The organism is Chryseobacterium sp. JV558, assembly GCF_033712365.1.
Taxonomy (GTDB): domain Bacteria; phylum Bacteroidota; class Bacteroidia; order Flavobacteriales; family Weeksellaceae; genus Chryseobacterium.
Genome location: NZ_WJHU01000002.1, coordinates 930247 through 948969 on the forward strand (window position 1 = coordinate 930247; position 18723 = coordinate 948969).

The 18723-nt window shown below is 36.0% G+C and carries 18 protein-coding genes; 8 read left to right on the forward strand and 10 right to left on the reverse strand.

From position 1 onward, the window contains the following. Positions 1-9: 9 nt before the first annotated feature. Positions 10-975, reverse strand: coding sequence for a YpdA family putative bacillithiol disulfide reductase (locus tag GFU89_RS10005; RefSeq protein ID WP_318846990.1), 966 nt, complete (start codon positions 973-975; stop codon positions 10-12). 131 nt (positions 976-1106) lie between these two features. Between GFU89_RS10005 and GFU89_RS10010 the strand changes: the two genes are divergently transcribed. Then, positions 1107-1748 (forward strand): hypothetical protein, encoded by a 642-nt coding sequence (locus GFU89_RS10010; protein ID WP_318846991.1) that lies wholly within the window; start codon positions 1107-1109, stop codon positions 1746-1748. A 63-nt stretch (positions 1749-1811) separates the two neighbouring features. Here GFU89_RS10010 and GFU89_RS10015 read toward each other — a convergent pair whose 3' ends face one another. The 9 genes from GFU89_RS10015 to GFU89_RS10055 all read right to left on the reverse strand — a co-directional run bounded on the left by GFU89_RS10015 (position 1812) and on the right by GFU89_RS10055 (position 11530). Further along, a complete protein-coding gene (locus GFU89_RS10015; RefSeq protein WP_318846992.1) occupies positions 1812-3098 on the reverse strand; it encodes a glycosyl transferase family 1 in 1287 nt (428 codons plus the stop codon). 58 nt (positions 3099-3156) lie between these two features. After that, positions 3157-3465 (reverse strand): GIY-YIG nuclease family protein, encoded by a 309-nt coding sequence (locus tag GFU89_RS10020; protein WP_318846993.1) that lies wholly within the window; start codon positions 3463-3465, stop codon positions 3157-3159. Positions 3466-3539: 74 nt separating this feature from the next. Continuing rightward, entirely contained in the window at positions 3540-6080 is a 2541-nt protein-coding gene (locus GFU89_RS10025; protein ID WP_318846994.1) for a YfhO family protein, read from the reverse strand. A gap of 31 nt (positions 6081-6111) precedes the next feature. Continuing rightward, positions 6112-6342 carry a hypothetical protein gene (locus tag GFU89_RS10030; protein ID WP_318846995.1) on the reverse strand — a complete coding sequence of 77 codons (231 nt, stop codon included), beginning with the start codon at positions 6340-6342 and terminating at the stop codon, positions 6112-6114. Between the two features lie 65 nt (positions 6343-6407). Next, on the reverse strand, positions 6408-7457 hold the full coding sequence (locus GFU89_RS10035; RefSeq protein WP_318846996.1) for a DUF6263 family protein: 1050 nt from the start codon (positions 7455-7457) through the stop codon (positions 6408-6410). Between the two features lie 13 nt (positions 7458-7470). Next, positions 7471-8592 (reverse strand): serine hydrolase domain-containing protein, encoded by a 1122-nt coding sequence (locus GFU89_RS10040; protein ID WP_318846997.1) that lies wholly within the window; start codon positions 8590-8592, stop codon positions 7471-7473. A 3-nt stretch (positions 8593-8595) separates the two neighbouring features. Then, positions 8596-9345 (reverse strand): 23S rRNA (guanosine(2251)-2'-O)-methyltransferase RlmB, encoded by a 750-nt coding sequence (gene rlmB, locus GFU89_RS10045; RefSeq protein ID WP_318846998.1) that lies wholly within the window; start codon positions 9343-9345, stop codon positions 8596-8598. A gap of 114 nt (positions 9346-9459) precedes the next feature. Then, the gene (locus tag GFU89_RS10050; protein WP_047434092.1) at positions 9460-9933 is read right to left on the reverse strand and encodes a DinB family protein; all 474 of its coding nucleotides are present in this window, start codon (positions 9931-9933) and stop codon (positions 9460-9462) included. A gap of 262 nt (positions 9934-10195) precedes the next feature. Beyond that, positions 10196-11530 (reverse strand): peptide-N-glycosidase F-related protein, encoded by a 1335-nt coding sequence (locus tag GFU89_RS10055; RefSeq protein WP_318846999.1) that lies wholly within the window; start codon positions 11528-11530, stop codon positions 10196-10198. Between the two features lie 235 nt (positions 11531-11765). On the opposite strand from GFU89_RS10055, the gene GFU89_RS10060 reads away from it, so the two are divergent. From GFU89_RS10060 to GFU89_RS10090, 7 genes are all read left to right on the forward strand, one after another. Further along, positions 11766-13073: a hypothetical protein gene (locus tag GFU89_RS10060; RefSeq protein WP_318847000.1), complete on the forward strand. Its 1308-nt coding sequence runs from the start codon at positions 11766-11768 to the stop codon at positions 13071-13073. 283 nt (positions 13074-13356) lie between these two features. Further along, the gene (locus tag GFU89_RS10065) at positions 13357-14361 is read left to right on the forward strand and encodes a MoxR family ATPase (RefSeq protein ID WP_318847001.1); all 1005 of its coding nucleotides are present in this window, start codon (positions 13357-13359) and stop codon (positions 14359-14361) included. Next, complete coding sequence (locus GFU89_RS10070; RefSeq protein ID WP_318847002.1) at positions 14361-14819, forward strand: GNAT family N-acetyltransferase; 459 nt, start codon at positions 14361-14363, stop codon at positions 14817-14819. The genes GFU89_RS10065 and GFU89_RS10070 overlap by 1 nt, the downstream gene beginning before the upstream one ends. Positions 14820-14872: 53 nt before the next feature. Continuing rightward, a complete protein-coding gene (locus GFU89_RS10075) occupies positions 14873-15736 on the forward strand; it encodes a DUF58 domain-containing protein (RefSeq protein WP_318847003.1) in 864 nt (287 codons plus the stop codon). 56 nt (positions 15737-15792) lie between these two features. Next, positions 15793-16689, forward strand: a complete 897-nt coding sequence (locus tag GFU89_RS10080; protein ID WP_318847004.1) for a BatD family protein — start codon at positions 15793-15795, stop codon at positions 16687-16689. Beyond that, positions 16682-17674 carry a VWA domain-containing protein gene (locus GFU89_RS10085; protein WP_318847005.1) on the forward strand — a complete coding sequence of 331 codons (993 nt, stop codon included), beginning with the start codon at positions 16682-16684 and terminating at the stop codon, positions 17672-17674. Before GFU89_RS10080 ends, GFU89_RS10085 begins: the two co-directional genes overlap by 8 nt. After that, a complete protein-coding gene (locus tag GFU89_RS10090) occupies positions 17674-18681 on the forward strand; it encodes a vWA domain-containing protein (RefSeq protein WP_318847006.1) in 1008 nt (335 codons plus the stop codon). Before GFU89_RS10085 ends, GFU89_RS10090 begins: the two co-directional genes overlap by 1 nt. The last annotated feature ends 42 nt before the right edge of the window (positions 18682-18723 follow it).

The window sequence follows — 18723 nt, forward strand, 5'->3', positions numbered from 1 at the left end:
TTGATTCAATTAAGATTTGGAAAGAATGGTATTGATAATCATATTGGCATGAATTCTTGAGTTTTCAATGAACCAGAGATGAGTGTCTTTTCCACCACATACGACTCCAGCAAGATAAAGGTTCACAATATTGGTTTCCATAGTGTCAAGATTATAAAACGGGTTCAGGCAGTCTCCGTTGAGATCAATACCTGAATTTCTCAGAAAATCAAAATCAGGAAGATAACCCGTCATGGCCAATACAAAATCATTGTCAATTTCATGAATTTCTCCTTTCTCATCTTTAAAGACAACCGTATTTTCTTTAATTTCAATCATTTCAGCATTGAAATGAGCTTTAATACTGTCTTCTGCAATTCTGTTTTCTATATCCGGTTTCACCCAATATTTTACACTTTTGGAAATCTCGGAATGACGAATAATCATGGTTACTTCAGCACCTTTTCTATAGGTTTCCAGAGCTGCATCTACCGCAGAATTACTTGATCCTACAACTACGATTTTCTGTTTCGCATAAGGGTAAGGTTCGGTATAATAATGCTTGACCTTCGGAAGGTTTTCGCCGGGAATATTCATAAGATTGGGAATGTCATAGAATCCGGTAGCAATCACTACATTTTTAGCAAAATAGGTTGCTTTGGTCGTTTTGATCTCAAAGAGTTCATCATTTTTCGAAACATTCAGTACTTTTTCATACAGATTGATGTTAAGCTTTTTTTGTCTGGCAATTCCCTGATAATATTCTAATGCTTCCTGTCTTCCCGGTTTGGGAGCAGTAGAAATAAATGGAATTTCATCAATTTCCAGCTTTTCTGCAGTGGAGAAAAATCGCATATATAAAGGATAATTGTAAAGAGAGTTGACAATGGTTCCTTTTTCTATGATTAAATGACTGAGGTTGTTTTTTTGAGCTTCAAGGGCACAGTTCAAACCGATGGGTCCGGCCCCGATAATGAGAATATCCAACATTTCCATCTAACAAATGTACGATGTAATTTTTAAAATAATAAGCTATAATCCATCAACTCTCATAGTCTTTATCTCTTTAAATCATTTACCGCTTGGCATCAGTTTTGGTGTTTTTTATCAATTGCAAAATTAAAAATATGAGAAAATTACTTATTCCATTGGTTGTTTTATGTCTGGTTGTAGCCTGTAAGAAAGAGGCTGGAAAACCTGTTCCCAATGTGATTGATTCTATCGCACAAAATAAAACAGACAGTGCAGGTACCGTTCAGAATATTGCGAATAAGGAAGCTGTTTTGAAGCAGACCAATGATGAGGTTTTGAAGACTCTGAAAAATAAAGATTATACAAGCTTCGCTACATTGATTCATCCTGAAAAAGGAATTCGTTTTTCAATGTATGCTTTTGTGGATATAAAAGAAGATAAACATTTTTCTAAAGCAGATTTTGAAAAATATCAGCCTACCAAAACATTGTTTACCTGGGGTGCCCATGACGGCTCAGGAGATCCTTATAAAGCAACGGTTAATGATTATCTTGGCAAATGGGTCTTTTCTAAAGATTTTACAGCATCACAATATTCACTGAATAAATTCATCGGAGGAGGTAACTCTTTGAATAATTTAAAGGAAATTTACCCTAAAGATGATTTCACTGAAAACTATATCAAAGGAACTGAAAAGTATGGTGATATGGATTGGAAAACACTTCGTTTCGTGTTTGAAGAATTTCAGGGTAAATATTATGTGGTTGCAGTGGTGAATGACCAGTGGACGATCTAAAAGAAGTTAGATGGTAAAAATAATCGGGGCTGGAAACAAAGTTTCCAGCCCCGATTATTTATGTTATAAAATTTCAGTCAGTTGACGGGTTAAGTTTTTTCTTGAGAACTGCTCAATATGCTGAGTGTTTTCAAGAAGACTGCCGTTTTTCCAAAGCTCAAATTTTTCAAGAATGAATTTCTTGACTGTTTCTGTATCTTTATAACTGAAATGTTTTCCTGCCTGGGTTTCTTCCAGAATTTTTGCAACATCAGCTTTATCTGGACCGAATGACAGAATCTGTTTTCCTGAAGCCAGGTATTCGAATATTTTTCCGGGAATAATTCCTTTTGAAGATTCATTCGGGAAATTGGTGATAAGAAGCAAATCTGAATTCTGCATTTCTTCTACCGCTTTTCCATGAGAAAGATAACCAAGGTTCAGTATATGATTTTTCAGACTTGAATCTTCGATGAAATTTAAGATTTTATCATCTATTCTTCCTACAAATTTCAATTTGAAATCAGCTGCAAACTCCACATTTTCCTTCACCAGTTCATCAAGTGCTTTCCAAAGATTTTCAGGATTTCTGAGTTGTTCCAAAACACCAATATAACTAAGAGTAAATGCTTGACCTGTTTGTCCTTTTACGTTTTCATGAGAATCACTTTCATCAAACCCATTTGTAATGCAAACGGCATTGGCTCCTGCTTTTCTGAAGTTTTCCGCATCGGTATAACTTGTCGCCAAAGTAATGTCCGCATTTTTAAATACGGCACTTTCAAGCTGACGGTGCTTTTTATCCGAACTTTTGGTTAATTTCAGATGTTTGTAATAGGAAATTTCTGTCCATGGGTCACGGAAATCAGCAATCCATTTCAGGTCAGGTATTTTATTTTTAAGTCCTAAACCAATCAGGTGAAGCGAGTGGGGAGGACCTGAAGTCACAATCGTATCTATTTTATTTTCTTTCAGGTAGTTTTCCAAAAATGTAATGGAAGGTTTTACCCAAAAAATTCTGGCATCAGGAATAAAAAAATTACCCCTTACCCAGATTGAAAGTTTAGATTTCCAGCTTTGATTTTTTCCTACATCAAATTGTCCGGCTTTAAACTTTTTATTGCTTTTATTCAGTTTTTCAGCCAGCTGATAGGGTTCCCAGATTTTGGTTCTTACCATTTCAATATTTTCAGGAACATCTTTCATCAGGGTTTCATCCAGCAAAGGATAGCTCGGGTTTTCCGGAGTATAGATGATAGGTTTCCAGCCGAAATCCGGCAGATATTTTGAAAACTTCAGCCATCTTTGAACACCAGGACCTCCCGCAGGAGGCCAGTAATAGGTGATAATCAATATTTTCTTCTGTTCCATTTTTTAATTGATTTCCATGTCATGTCATTCTGAACGAAGCGGTGCGTAGTGAAGAATCTCACTCTATTTCTTCATTGAGAAATTTCCAATCTGGATTGAACTCTTTAATTAAGTTTTCTTTCTTTTGTCTGGTCCAGCCTTTTATTTGCTTTTCTCTTGTTATTGCTGTTTCAATGGTATCAAAATGTTCAAAATATATTAAATAAAAACATTTATACTTTGATGTGAAATTCTTATCAAGGATTTCTGGATTCTTATGCCAATATAATCTGTTCTTTAAGTCATTAGTAACTCCTGTGTATAATACTGTTTTTGCTTTATTAGTCAGTATATAGACATAGTAATTGTGAGTACCTAACGTTTTCATTTGAGATTCTTCATTACGCTATGCTTCATTCAGAATGACATTGCGAAATATTATTTAAGCTTTATTATGTAGAATTAAGCTTTTTGTTCAGCTAAAATTTCTTTTTTCTTGTTTTTGTTCATCCAGAAAATTCCAAATGCAGACAACAGGATAAATAATCCGAATGACAGCAGAGAAAGCCATTTTCCTTTTTCAATTACTTCAGGTTCAAAAACCATTCTGATGTGGTGGTTTCCTGCCGGGACATGCACTGCACGAAGTAAGTAATCTGCTTTCACATAAGGAACTTCTTTCTCATCCAGCATCACTTTCCATCCGTGAGGATAATAAACTTCAGAGAATACCGCTAATTGAGGGGTCTTCGACTGAGATTTAAATTCAAGTTCGTTAGGCTGGTATTTTGTAAGATTAATAAATGCTGTAGAATCTTCCTGAACTGGTTTATCTGCAAAGTATGATTTATCAGATGACGCAATAACGGCTGTTTTTTTGTTGTTAATAGTCCCGATGGATTTAATTTCCTGATTAGGAGTATCTACAAATTTTAAATCACTTACAAACCATGCATTACCGTTGGCTTTTGGATTAGGAACAACCTGTGGCTGCTCGGGTCCTCCGAAAACCATGTATTTGGCATTTAATAAGTTTAATATATTAGGTGTTTTTACACTGTCTACATTATTGATGTATTCATTCAGAACATCATCGTATCTTCTTAGCTTTACGGCATGATATCCACCAATTGAAGCTTTAAAATAAGAGGTATTGGTTTCACTTGTTACACCCAGCGTCTGGTTGTAAATTCTGTAGTGAGTTTTGTCTTTTTCAGCAATTGTTTCCAATGTTTTGTTGATATTAACATTGGATAAAATGGATTCCAGATTGGGATTTCCCTGAACTTTTTCAGCCAGTAGATCTGAACTTTCTGTTTGGAAAGGATTTTCAGCAAATATTTTATCTACGTAGTTTTCGTCATTCAAATAACGCTTGTTTACCGTCCAAAGATCAAATAAACTTACAACTCCAATTACTACCAGAGCAATATTTTGATTAAGCTTTTTCTTTAAAGTTAAGAATAGGGCAGCAGCTGTGATCGCTACATAAATAAATGCTTTTATTGCATCTATTCTGAACAGTTTATATCTTTCGTCTACAAGATAATCAAGCAGGAAAGGAGGAAAATAAGTCTTTTCGCTTTCTGTTGAAAACCCTAATAATGATTTTCCGAAGATCAAAAGAATTAACAAAAATCCTAATGTTCCACCTCCAACATACATAAGAATTTTCTGTTTGTATTCTTCAGTAAGTTCTTCGTCTGTGAAGAATCTGTATAATCCCAGAATAGCAATTAACGGGAATAATAATTCCACTACTACAAGGATTGAAGAAGGTGCTCTGAATTTGTTATAAAACGGAACATAATCAATAAAGAAGTCGGATAACGGCATGAAATTGCTTCCCCAAGCCAATAAAATAGTCAGGATAGAAGCACCTAAAATCCAGTAACGATATTTTTTTCTGGCAAAGAAAAATCCTAATAAAGCAAGGAAGCATACAATAGCTCCCTGATAAGCAGGTCCTGAAGTTCCGGGCTGATCTCCCCAGTAGGTCATTCCGCTGAAACCTTTTGAAATTCTGTCCATTTCAGCCTGTGAACCTACATTTTCCTGAACCAGTTCCTGAACTTTGTTCATCATTTCTTTTCCTTCCGGTTCCTGACTTCCACCACCCATTAATCTAGGAATGAAAAGGTTTAAGGTTTCAAGCTGTCCATAGCTCCACATCAACATACTTTCTTTATCCATTCCGGATTTTCCTGAAGTATGGCTGTCGTTATTTAAGATCTGTTTTCCACGAACCGTTTCTTTTACATATTCAGAATTGGCCATGATTCTTTGTGAATTCATTCCAACCCCGATCATGCATGATGCCGCAATAATTCCTGATGAAATAAGGAAATGCTTCATCGGTGTTTTTTTCAGTATTGCTCTGATCAGTTCAGACAAGAATAAGAATCCTAGTGCAATGAACAGATAATATGTCATCTGCGGGTGATTGGCGGCAATCTGAAGCCCCATAAAAAGAGTGGTAACAATGAATCCCCAGATGTATTGTTTTCTGATATAAACGAGTAAAATTCCGGCTAACAGCGGTGCAAAATATTCAATAGTATTTACTTTACCATTATGCCCGGCCGCAATAATAATATAAAAATAGGTTGATAGTCCAAAGAATGTGGCCCCTAAAAGCGCATACTTCCAGTTTCTGACTACTACCATTCCCAAAAGGAAAAAACCTGCAAACAGCAGGAAGAGATAATTGACCGGCCTTGGCAGGAAGTTTAAATTACTGTCGATTTTCTTGATGATGTCCCCTTTGAACTGGCTTCCCATCTGATAAGTCGGCATTCCCCCAAACATGGAATCACTCCAATAGGTTTCATTTCCGGTATTCGCTCTATAGTCGAGAAGTTCTTTTGCTCCTCCTCTGTATTGCACAATATCGTGCTGGAAAAGTTGTTTTCCTGTAAATACAGGAGTGGAATATAAAAATGCTAAAACTATAAATACTACTAATGAAGCTGCAATATAAATGAAGTTTTTATTTTTTGCCATGCTGGTTATTATCTTTTATTTCTTGGAATGTTTACCTTTTGTCCTTACTCTCTTTCACCTCTTCAAAGTCTACAGTTTCTGCATCCCATTTAAGGTTTTGTTTATTATCCTTATGCGAGTTGTGTAGATCCTGCTGTCCGTTGTTTTGATTATTGTTATTAAAACGGTAACTATAGAATGTCTTAAAGAAAATCCTTTTCAGAATATTCCAGACAAAGAAAATAATGATAGCAGTAAGTACTAACTCAAGAATGTACTTCATAATGTTAAAATTTAAAGTTCAAGGTTTACTCTTTAAAGGGTAAACCTTGAATGCATTTAATTCAGTTATTTAGCAGATGGGTTTACCATTACCGAAGAATTGGAAACGCTTTTCATAGACTGAGATTGTTTTCCATCAGAAATGCTTTCTATCTGTGTCGTTTTTACGTTGATATTCTGGTTGGTAATCCATCCTGTGCTTTCGTCAAACTTAATGGTTCCGTTCTGAACCAATTCACTGCTCAGGCTGTGTGTAATAGGCCCTTGAGCTTTCTTTTCGGTCTTCTTAGGAATACCTCCGGTAACTGCAATTTCTGCTGCTCCGTTTCCTAAGCTTTTCAATACATAATTGGAGGTTACTTTTACAGCTCCGCTTGCATCCGCATTTTCAGAAGTAGACCATTTTTCACCAATTTTCACTCCTTTTTTAGGAATAATCATTAGGTTTTTATGGAATTGGTCTTTTAATACCTTTTCATTGAATGATTCTTTAAGGCTTGCTACAACGCTCGCTTTTTGATTGGCATCTTTAATAAGAGTCCCTACTGCATTGGAAACTTTTGTATAAACAGCGTCAAATCCTGTAATAGAGATTACATTACCTTTAGTGTCCATTTTCATGGCAAGTTTGTTCCCGGTAAGTGCTTTGTTTACATTCCAGATCATTTTAAGATCATCTTCTTTAGGAAGAGCAAGTTTGGTATCTACCACTACTGTTTTTCCTTGCGCAGACTGAGAATTTCTTTTCGCTACAAGATTAAGGGTCATTTCATATACATTCCCTTTAATATCATTAACAACGAAGTTCATTTCATCTGTAGATTCGCTGGTTGCAGTGATGGATTTTCCCTGAGGATCCGTCATTGTTTTTACATCTCTCTGATAAGTGGTAAGAGGATAAGTTTTTCCTTTTTCAAGCTTAAAAGTCTGTGTAATAACTCCTGCAGAATCTTTGATAGCCGGGTTTTCTACAACTTTTTCTACAGAATCGGCAGGAACTTCTACAGTTACTGTTTTTCCGGTTTTAGGATCTACTTTCGTTATTTTTGCTGTTTCTTTTTTACAAGATACAAGAGCTATTGATGATATAAGCGCAAGCGCTGCAATGTTCTTCATTTGATTTTTAACTTTATTTTTTACTACTATTTCTTATTATATTGTCTGCAATATCATACAGTTTTCCCTGAGATTCTGCATCGGACTCATTGGATAGTATAACTACTCCCATATTTTTTGACGGATAGACCTGAAGCACGCTTGAAAAGCCAAATGTACCTCCTGTATGATAAACCGTTTGGGTTCCGTCTTCATGGGTATGTATTCTCCAGTACAGCCCGATTGCATCTCCTTCTTTTTTTACAAGAGGAGTATGGGATCTTTTTACATAGGTATTGTTTTCATCCAAATGGTACTGTATGTATTTCACCAGATCTCCTGTTGTGGAAAGGATTCCACCTGCAGGAGCCATAATTGTTGTAAAGTTTCTGGGCATTACCCTTCCTTTTTCATTATAACGAGTCAATAGCTGTGCAGAATTCGTACCAATAATGGTATGGCTCATTTTCAGAGGCTTTGTGATATACTCTGAAAGTAAGTCACCATAGCTTTTATGATACACTTTTTCCAGGATATCTCCTGCAATCTGTGTTCCTACATTGGAATATTTATATTCTGTTCCCGGTACAAAATCTACTTTAGCCTGGTGAAGATCCTCATAAAACTTCTTTTTTGAGTAGTTTTTATAAAAATCAGCTAATGCCAGTGCAACAGAGTCCATCGGTTTTTTGAATGTTTCAGATTGATCCGGTAAAAACTGAGGCAATCCTGATGAATGATTGGTAAGATTACCGATCGTTATCGGATGCTTTTCAAATTCAAGATTAGGATAATTTCCGTCTATATAGTTTCGGATATCATCATCCATTTTAATTTTACCATCTGCTAAGGCATGAGCCAGAAGTGTTCCGGTAAATGTCTTACTGATAGATGCAATCTCGTAAACACTTTTGGAAGTTGGAAGTTCTGATTTTCCAATTTCCGTTGTTCCATAATTGTAAAAATAACTTTTACCATCTTTAAAGACACCTATTGAAAGTCCTACACGTGCAGGGTTCTGCATATAAGTGAGGGCTTCCTTTTGAACCATTTTATCAAGTTCAGTTGTAAGATGATTATCTGTTGCTGTATTTTTTGTCTGTGCGTTCAGAGCAAATGGTACAAAAAATAATGGTAAAAGTGATTTTATATTCATGGTTTAAGGATTGGGTATTACGGTCATTTTCTGTCTTACCGCTTCATACAAAATCGCTCCACATGCTACAGAAACATTCAGAGATTGAGTTTTTCCTTCAATAGGAAGTTTTATTTTTTCGTCAGCATGATGCAAAACTTCTTTAGAAATTCCGGTTTCTTCATTCCCCATAACAATAGCACATGGTTCTGTGAAGCTGACATCATAAATTAATTTCTGAGCTTTTTCACTGGCAGCATATACAGAAATTCCACTTTGCTGAAGGAAATCCACAACATGAGCCAGATTGTTTTCTTTACATATTTTAATATTGTAAATAGCACCCGCAGAGGTTTTTATAGCATCGGAATTAATAGGTGATGCACCCTTTTCAGGAATGATAATGGCATCAACACCTACACATTCTGCTGTTCTGCAGATTGCTCCAAAGTTTCTTACATCGGTAAGTCTGTCCAGAATCAAAAGAAAAGGAGTTTTTCCCTGTTCGAATAATTGAGGAACAATATCCTCCACTTTATGAAATGGTACATCCGAAATAAAAGCAACCACACCCTGGTGGTTTTTTCTTGTAAAACGGTTCAGTTTTTCAACCGGAACATAATTGGGACGGATTTTATTTTTCGCTAAAATTGCTTTTAGTTCAGCATAAATAGGACCCTGAAGTGCATTCTGCACAAAGACCTTGTCAATCGTTTTTCCCGCTTCAATTGCTTCAATCACGGGACGCAGCCCGAAAATAAAATCGTCTTTCATTGAAAATTTATTATATAGTTATAGAGTGAATTGTCAATCGTGAATTTTACGTTGTAAGTCAATTTTTATGTGTACATATTCACATTTGACCATTGACTTGCGCAGCAAGATTCACTATCTCCCTTTCTCTCCTAAAATTGCTCTTTTCTGCGCCATCACATATCCATAGTGAAGGCTTTCATGCATATTGTTGAAGATAATGGCATCCTGAATGCTTTTCAGATCCATCCCGAAACTTGTTGTGTAAGGAGTGTAGTCTGAGAAGAAATCACTGTCATAATCCTTCATTAAAATCTTCGAAGTTTCCGTAAGTAAAAATTCTAAATCTTCTACTTCCGACTTCTGAACATTTAAATTTGGTAAAGTTCCTTTTTTGTAAGTTTCAATCCAATATTTGTCAATACGGAAAGGATTTCCGCTTAGGTAATAATGCAAAAGCTGCTGTGTAGCAACAGTATGGGCAATATTCCAGTATATATTATTGTTGAAACCATCTGGAATCAAAATCAGATCTTCATGAGATGTGTTCTGAAGGATGTCTAAAAGGTTCTTTCTTACCTGTCTGTGCGCTTGAAAATGATAATTCATTTTGCAAAATTTTTAATCACCAAAAATAGTTTAATAAACTGGAAATGACAATTTTTTTGGGTAAAGGATTGAAGTTAAAATTTTTTAACTATTCAGAAAAAGGATAGATTAAGGTTGTTTTCCAACAGATTTTATTGTTATTATGATGTTTTTACGTTTAATTTTCTAAAACGTATAAGGTGTATATTTACACAAAGCCTTCCTGTAAAAAGATTCAGGAAGGCTTTATTGTTCTGTTTGCTATATGGTTTTACAGTCAGTTTTATTTTTTGATGATTTTATGTTTAAATGTGGTTCCATCTTTTAGAACGATATTTAAAAAATAAATTCCTGTGCTGTATGATGAAAGATCTATCCTGTTTTCTTTATAAGTTTCTGTAAGTTTCCTTCCTTCTGCGTTGAAGACACTTATTGAGGTTACGTCTGTTTTTGATTTTATGTGCACAAAGTCAGAAGTAGGATTAGGGTATATGTTGACGTCTACTGTTTTGATATCTTTTACATCTAAAGTTGCATTGCTTTTACCCTGCATATAAACTGATAACATAACATCTCCCTGCTGTTGGTTGAAAACAGCTGTCGGTACCGTATGTTTTAAAGTATGATTGCCTGCAGTTAAGTTTGGAAGAGTAAATTCTCTGATAGGAACAGAATTTCCAGGACACCAATTGTTCCATGAGGTCCAGTCTGCGAAAGTTTTAGGAGTGGCTCCATAGATCCCATTTCCCTGAGTGTTGTATATTCGGTAAGGTTCACATGAAGTTCCTCCCGGAGTGTAAGTGAGTACCTGTACGTCGTCTATATAGGTATAGTTTTGTCTTCTGATATATTCTTCACCACCACTGTTGGCACCATGAGGGGTAGATATTACAAAAAAACGGGCGTTAGTCACAGGGTTTGGGAGATTAAAAGTAACAATTCTCACGGTTTCTCCTGTAACATCTGTGCTGTTATAGTTATTGAGCTTATTATAGCTTAGTATTGGTATAAGGTTGTTAGAATCTCCTGGGGTTGCTCCGGTATCTGTTGAGAAAAAAGTAAGGGTTCCTGAAAAAACATCAATTCTGCCTGAGCAGCCGGAAACCTGAGTTTGAGCAGCATAAGGAACGCCAAAAACATCAAGTTCCATATAAAGATCATAGTTACCACGTAATGCTGTATCATGAAAAACACTGTATAGATTACTGATATCATAAGTATAAGGAACTTCTGACGGAGTTTTGTTTTTATTCATGAAGGGAGTAATATACCTTCCTATTTCAATTCTTTTGACGTTCGGATCATCAATTGTATAAGTAGATTGGTTTTTAGGAACCATGGTTAAAAATACTTCTCCGAGGCGGTCATAATTATCACACAATGCTGCTATTGTTACCCGCATAGCGATCTTAGCTTTAAAAGAGTCTAGTTCGGCATCAGTAAGCTTTCTCGTATATCTTGCATTGTTTAGTCTCGTCAAGCCGTTAGGAACTGGGTTGGATACCGTAGCGGCATAACCGTCATAATAGACGGCATCTGAAATTACATTGGTCATCGTAGTTTGTGATAAAACGAGATTTGCTATAAAAATACTTAAAAAAGATAGCCTTTTATACATAGATTGATGTTTGGTGTAAATATATTAATTAAGTATCAAAATTACTTTTATTTTCTTTTATTTTTATTATTCGTGCTTTTTTATTGGTAAATGTTTAATTTTTTAATTTTAAAATCTGATTTCATTTAATTAATTTCATTATGTTCAATCATATAATGAAAAATATTTTTTTATTGTTGTGTTCAAGGTATTTATTGTTAAATTAGCAAGGTATTTTGGATTAATATTATTAATAATGAAAAGAATTTTACTTTTAATTTTGTTTTTTGTAGTGACAGGAGTGAACGCTCAGATCAATATAAATATTGGAGCTGCGAATGTGGGTACAGCACCTGTAAGTAGTTTTTTCTCTTACTCCTATGTGCAGCAGATCTATCCTAAACAGGAAATAAATGCTAATGCAGCAGGTAATATTACAGGCCTTACATTTTATATAGATCCTTCTTCAACCATTACAGAATCTTCAAACTGGACTGTTTACCTCGGTCATACCTCAAAAACAGCATTTTCTTCCGGTACAGACTGGATTCCTGCAGTACAGCTGACACAAGTATTTACAGGAACTGTAACCAAGAATAATAATAAAGTTCAGGTTGTTTTTACAACTCCTTTTGCTTATAATAATGTTGATAATCTGATTGTTGCTGCAAAAGAAAATTCTCCGAATATTGACATTAATAATTTTGATGAAGCCTTTCATGTCTATCCTCATATCCCCAACTCAACTCTTTATTATAAAGGAGATCGTAATGTGGTAGACATTTCTACTCCACCGGGTGGGATAAGAACGGATTATAAATCCTCAGTTACAATTTCAGGACTTACATCTAGTGCGGGCCCAGCCTGTCCTTTCATTATGTATCCTGCCAATAATACCCAAAATGTTTCCTTGTCTTCCAGTATCACATGGTTTCCTGTTTCCGGAGCAGATTCTTATAAGATTTCTATAGGGACAAGTCCGGGAAGTGCTAATATTGTTAATCAGCAGGTCGTATCTGGAACAGCCTTTTCACCTTCGGCTGCTCTTGCTACAGGAACGACTTATTATTTGAAGATAGTGGCTGTTTCTGCTAATGTTGAATCCTCAGGATGTTCAGAATTTATGTTTAAAACGGTTCCTGCAATACCTGCTAATGATGCATGTTCGGGAGCTTTCCTTGCCTCTGTGTTTCCTTACAGCTATACCCAGGATGATGCTGTGTCTACCACTAATAATTCAGGAAATATAAGTGTCTGCACCAGTAACGGAGATACGGGAATGAATGATGGAACTTGGTTCAAACTGGCTGGAGATGGAAGTCAATATACTGTTAAAGTGACAATGCCTTCGGGAAGTAGTTTTGACCCTCAAATAGGCATATATAGTGGAAGTTGCAGTAACCTGTCATGTACAGATACAGTAGATAACGGTGGAGGCGGTGCCGCAGAGACCCTTACAATTACGACTGTATCAGGGAATGATTATTTCATAAATGTTGGAGCTTATGATGATACAACAGATGCGCCTGAGAATACATTTACAATTACAGTAACCAAGCTTTAAAGTATTTGGAAATTAGATTTTGATCAAAATTAAAATAAATGAAAAGTGTTGTGAAAGTAATTTTGCAGCACTTTTTATATGAATAATGGCTAAAGCAGGTGGATGAATCTAATGGAATAACCCGGATATATGGATTTATTTATAGACAGGAAATTCAGGATTATAGCTTTAAATATCACGTTAATCCCGGAATTTTTAACAAACTTTAACTCAAAAATGGCATTTATTGTGTTGATTAATGCAAGTATTTATCAGAAATTTACCACTTATTTTAAATCAAGCTATGTCAGAGATATATCAAGCTGAAGATATCCGCCAATTGACGGAAAAAGTAAAAGAAAAAAACTACTTATTTTCTCTTCTGAGACAGGAAATCAACAAAGTTATTATTGGGCAGGATTACATGGTAGACCGTCTTTTGGTAGGGCTTTTGGGGAATGGTCACGTTCTTTTGGAAGGGGTGCCTGGATTGGCCAAAACCCTTGCTATAAAAACGTTGGCAGATGCTGTTCATGGTGAGTTTTCAAGAATTCAGTTTACGCCGGATTTGCTTCCTGCAGATGTAGTGGGAACGATGATTTACAATATCAAAGACAATGATTTTTCTATAAAAAAAGGACCTGTGTTCGCGAATTTTGTTTTGGCGGATGAGATCAACCGTGCGCCGGCAAAAGTACAGTCGGCTCTTTTGGAGGTAATGCAGGAAAAACAGGTGACAATTGGCGATGAAACCATGAAGCTTCCGAAGCCGTTCCTGGTATTGGCAACCCAAAACCCAATTGATCAGGAAGGTACTTATTTGCTGCCTGAAGCACAGAGTGACCGTTTTATGCTGAAATGTACCATAGATTATCCTTCTTTCGAAGATGAAAGACAGGTGATGAGAATGGTTTCCACTTCACATCAGCCGTCTGTGAAACCAGTGATTTCCCTTCAGGATATTGTAGATGCGAAAGAATTAATCAACCAGATTTATCTGGATGAGAAAATTGAAAAATATATTCTGGATATGGTATTTGCAACGCGTTATCCGGAAAATTATGGTCTTTCTGAACTTAAAAATTATATCAGCTTTGGAGCCTCTCCAAGAGCATCCATTAACCTTGCTATTGCTTCAAGAGCATATGCGTTTTTAAAAGGAAGAGCATTCGTTATTCCTGAAGATGTAAAAGCATTGGCAAAAGATGTGTTGAGACACAGAATAGGCTTGACCTTCGAGGCTGAAGCAGAAGAAGTTTCATCAGAAGAAATCGTTAATAGAATTTTAGCAAAAATCCAGGCACCATAATGAGTGAGGTAACAATAAGAAAAGCCGTTCTGGAAGATTGTACTTCCATGCTGGATTTAATAAAAGAACTGGCAGAATATGAAAAAGCGTTGCATGAAGTAACAGTGACGCTGGATGAATTTATTCAGGATGGTTTTGGAAATTCTCCGGTTTGGGGAGCTTTTGTCGCAGAATTTGAAGGCGAAATCGTTGGAATATCACTGTATTACGACAGATATTCAACATGGAAAGGAAGAAGGCTGTATCTTGAAGATCTCGTTGTGACAGAAAGATTGAGAGGAAAGAAGATCGGAAAGCTGTTATTTGATGCAACATTGGAATATGGCAAATCAAACAACTATAGTGGAATGGTGTTCCAGGTATTGAACTGGAATGAGCCTGCTATCAATTTTTATAAAAAATACAGTCCGAAGTTTGATAATGAATGGTTGAATGTTTCTATTGAGCTAAAAGACTAACTCGAAACCCGAATCACGCAACCCACATTAAACATTAAATTTTAAACTTGTCAATGCAGATAAAAGATATTGTAAAAAAAGTAAAGCAGATTGAAATCCGTACCAGAAAAAAGACGGAGGCTGCTTTGATGGGGCAATATCACAGCGCTTTTAAAGGACAGGGAATGACTTTTTCTGAAGTTCGTCCTTACCAGTTTGGAGATGAGATCAGAAGAATCGACTGGAATAAAACCGCAAGGTTCCGTGAGCCATTCGTGAAAGTAATGGAAGAAGAAAGAGAATTGACGATGATGATTCTTGTTGATATTTCCGCTTCTATGGATTATGGTACGAAAGTCCAGCTGAAAAGAGAATATGTAGCAGAAATAGCAGCAAGCTTAGGATTTTCAGCAGCCGGAAACAACGATAAAGTAGGATTGATTCTGTTTGCTGATAAAGTATACAAAGTAATTCCTCCCCAAAAAGGAAGAAAACATATTCTTTCCATTATCAGCAATATTCTGACCGCAGATTATGTTCCTGCAGAATCTAAAATAGACAAAGCAATGGAATATATGATGGGTATTTTCAAAAGGAAATCGCTCGTTTTTCTGTTTTCAGACTTTGAAGATGACTATGATTCCAAAATGCTGAGAGTGGCTTCAAAGAAACATCAGCTGTTGGGAATGAGGATTTTTGATGAAAAAGATAACGAAATTCCTGACGTAGGATATGCCCGTCTGTATGATGTAGAAACAGGAAAGGAGATCTGGGCCAATACTTCCAGTGCAAGATGGCGGTATACTTTTGCAGAAGCTCAGAAACAAAAACTGAGAACTCTGGAAGAAGATTTTGCCAATAGTTCGGCAAGCTTTATGAACATCAATACCGGTTCAGATTATTCAAAATTATTGTATAATTATTTTCAGAAAAAATAACACAGGGCTCAGCCCGTAAATAAAAACATCAGGCACTTGCCTTTATTATTTTAACATTGAGAAAAATACTTTTAATATTATCTTTTCTGATCTGTGCGAATGCTTTTTCACAGATATTATCCTCTAACGTAGAAAAGAAAACCCTTGCGCTTGGAGAAACCAATCATATTACCATAAAGATTGATAACCTTAATGAGCAACAGGTAACTTCCGCCCCGAAAAATGAACTGCTCCCTTTTCATTTTGAAGAAACCAAAGACAGTATCGGGCAGACTGCCAATTCCTATGAAAGGAAGATCGAATTTGCTGTTTTTGATGAAGGAAAATTCACGATTCCGGAACTGGAATTCAAAGTAGGTGACAAAGTACTTAAGACCATTCCTTATGAAATAGATGTCATTAATACTGCTCAAAAAGCAGATCAGATCAATGATATCATGAATAATAAGCAGGTGAAGCTTGAAGCCAAAGATTATTGGGAACTGTATAAGTTTTATGTTCTGGCAGCACTTGCGGGTATTGCTTTGATCATTGCAATTATTATGATTGTAAAATGGGGCAGAAAATCCAAAAGCTCTCCGGTAGTAGCTACCAATCAGACTTTGAAAGAACTTGATTCCCTTAAAAAGAAAAAATATATTGAAGGAGGAAACTTCCGTTCGTTCTATGTTGAACTGATCGATATTTCCAGAACGTTCATTACGAAACAATATCACCTTCCTGCAGATGTTCTTCTTACAGATGACCTTATTGATGTCATGAAAAAGAACAATACAATTTCGCAGGACAATGAAAAAATAATAGAAGATGTATTCCTGAGAGGAGACCTGGTGAAATTTGCCAAAACATTTCCAGATCAAAATACAATGGAGACCGATTTTGCCAATATCAGAGACTTTGTGAAAAGATCATCCAAAGATTTAGAATTCGAAAACTTAAGGAAGGATGTTTAATTTTGAGTTTTACAGCCCGTGGTTCTTATTGCTTTTTCTTCTGTTTATCCCACTTTTAATTAAAGATGCCGGAAGACGGAAAAGAAAAGGTATAAAAGTCCCTACCATAAAAAATATGGCCCACAGTGATGGAATCCAGGGTGTCCTTTTTTTACTGAAAATTTCAAAGTATATCATTCTTTCTGCTTTGATCATTGCCATGGCCAGACCGAGAACGTTTACGATTTCTCAGGACAGGGATGATACAAAAGGAGTAGATATTATGCTGTCAATTGACGTTTCTTTAAGTATGCTCGCGAAAGATCTGAACCCAGACAGAATTACAGCGTTGAAAGATATTGCTGTGAAATTTGTTCAGAAACGTCCTAATGACAGGGTAGGAGTAGTAGCATATGCTGCGGATGCCTTTACCAGAGTTCCGGTTACTTCAGATCATCAGGTGGTTGTGGATGAAATTAAAAACCTTAATTCTGCAGGTCTTGAACCGGGTACGGCTATCGGAGAAGGGCTTTCCGTTGCAGTGAATCATTTGGTTAAAAGCAAAGCAAAAAGTAAAGTGGTCATCCTGATGACGGATGGGGTAAGCAATATTCAGAATGCTATTCCTCCACAGGTTGCTGCTGAACTGGCAAAAAATAATAATATAAAGGTATATGCAATCGGAATCGGGACCAATGGGTATGCGCTGATGCCGACATCACAGGATATCTTTGGAGATCTTATCTTTACAGAAACCGAGGTGACCATTGATGAAAATACTTTGAAAGAAATTGCTCAGACTACAGGAGGGAAATACTTCAGAGCAACCTCAAACAGTAGTCTTGAAGAAGTATATGATGAGATCAACCAATTGGAAAAATCTGATGTGAAAGTTTCTAAACTGTACAATTATGAAGAATATTTCAAAATATTCCTTTGGATTGCTTTAGGAATGCTGGTGTTTGATGCACTGTTGAGGTGGGTGTTTTATAAAATTTTAAGCTGATGAGTTGGTCTTTAGGAAATTATTGGTATTTATTTTTACTGTTGCTTCTGCCGCTGTTAGCTATCTTTTTGATCCGTTTTTTAAAATGGAGAAACAAAAAAAGAGAAATTTTTGCAGGCAGTCAGTTTCACGATAGCTTATTTGAAAAAAGCTCAGGATTTACAAAGTTTTTTCCTGCGTTATATTTATTGGGAACATTATTTCTGATATTTTCTATCATTGACCTCTTGAATGGTTCGGAAGAGGTAAAAAGTACTCAGAAACTGAATAATGTGATCTTTATGCTGGATGTATCCAATTCTATGAATGCTGAGGATATAGACCCAAGCCGTCTTACAGAGGCTAAAAACCTGATGACAGCTACCATGAAGAAAATGAATAATGACAAGATAGGTATTGTCATTTTTGCTGGGCATGCGATGTCTATCATGCCTCTGACAACAGATTATAATTCTGCAGAGACTTATATCAGCGGGATTGAAACCAATTCTATGCAGATTCAGGGGACGGACTTTCTGAAAGGAATGCAGGCTGCTGTTGATAAATTTAAAAATGTAAGCAAAGGATCCAGAAAAGTGATCCTGCTGAGTGATGGTGAAGATAACGAAGGAAATGATAATGCAGCAATAAGACTGGCCAATAAAGAAGGAATAAGCATTACTTCTGTAGGAATTGGTATAGATGAAGGAGCTCCGGTTCCGGAATATGTATTTGGACAGCTGATGGGGTACAAAACAGATGTGAACGGAGGAACGGTTATTTCAAAAAGACAGACTGAAGCCTTAAAAAAAATGGCAGAATCTACAGACGGAGCTTATATTGACGGAAATAATATCAATGAAGCTCCAGACAGAATTGTTGATGCAGTCAATAAAAAGTCGGCAGGTGCTGAAACCATGGTGAAATCACAGAATGCCAACCATTATTATCAATATTTCCTTGGAGTATCTATTCTGTTTTTCTTTTTAATTTATATTTTTAATCCTAAAAAGGACTTTAATGTGTAAATTTCCTCATTATATAGAAGAAATTCTACAAGTACTTTAACC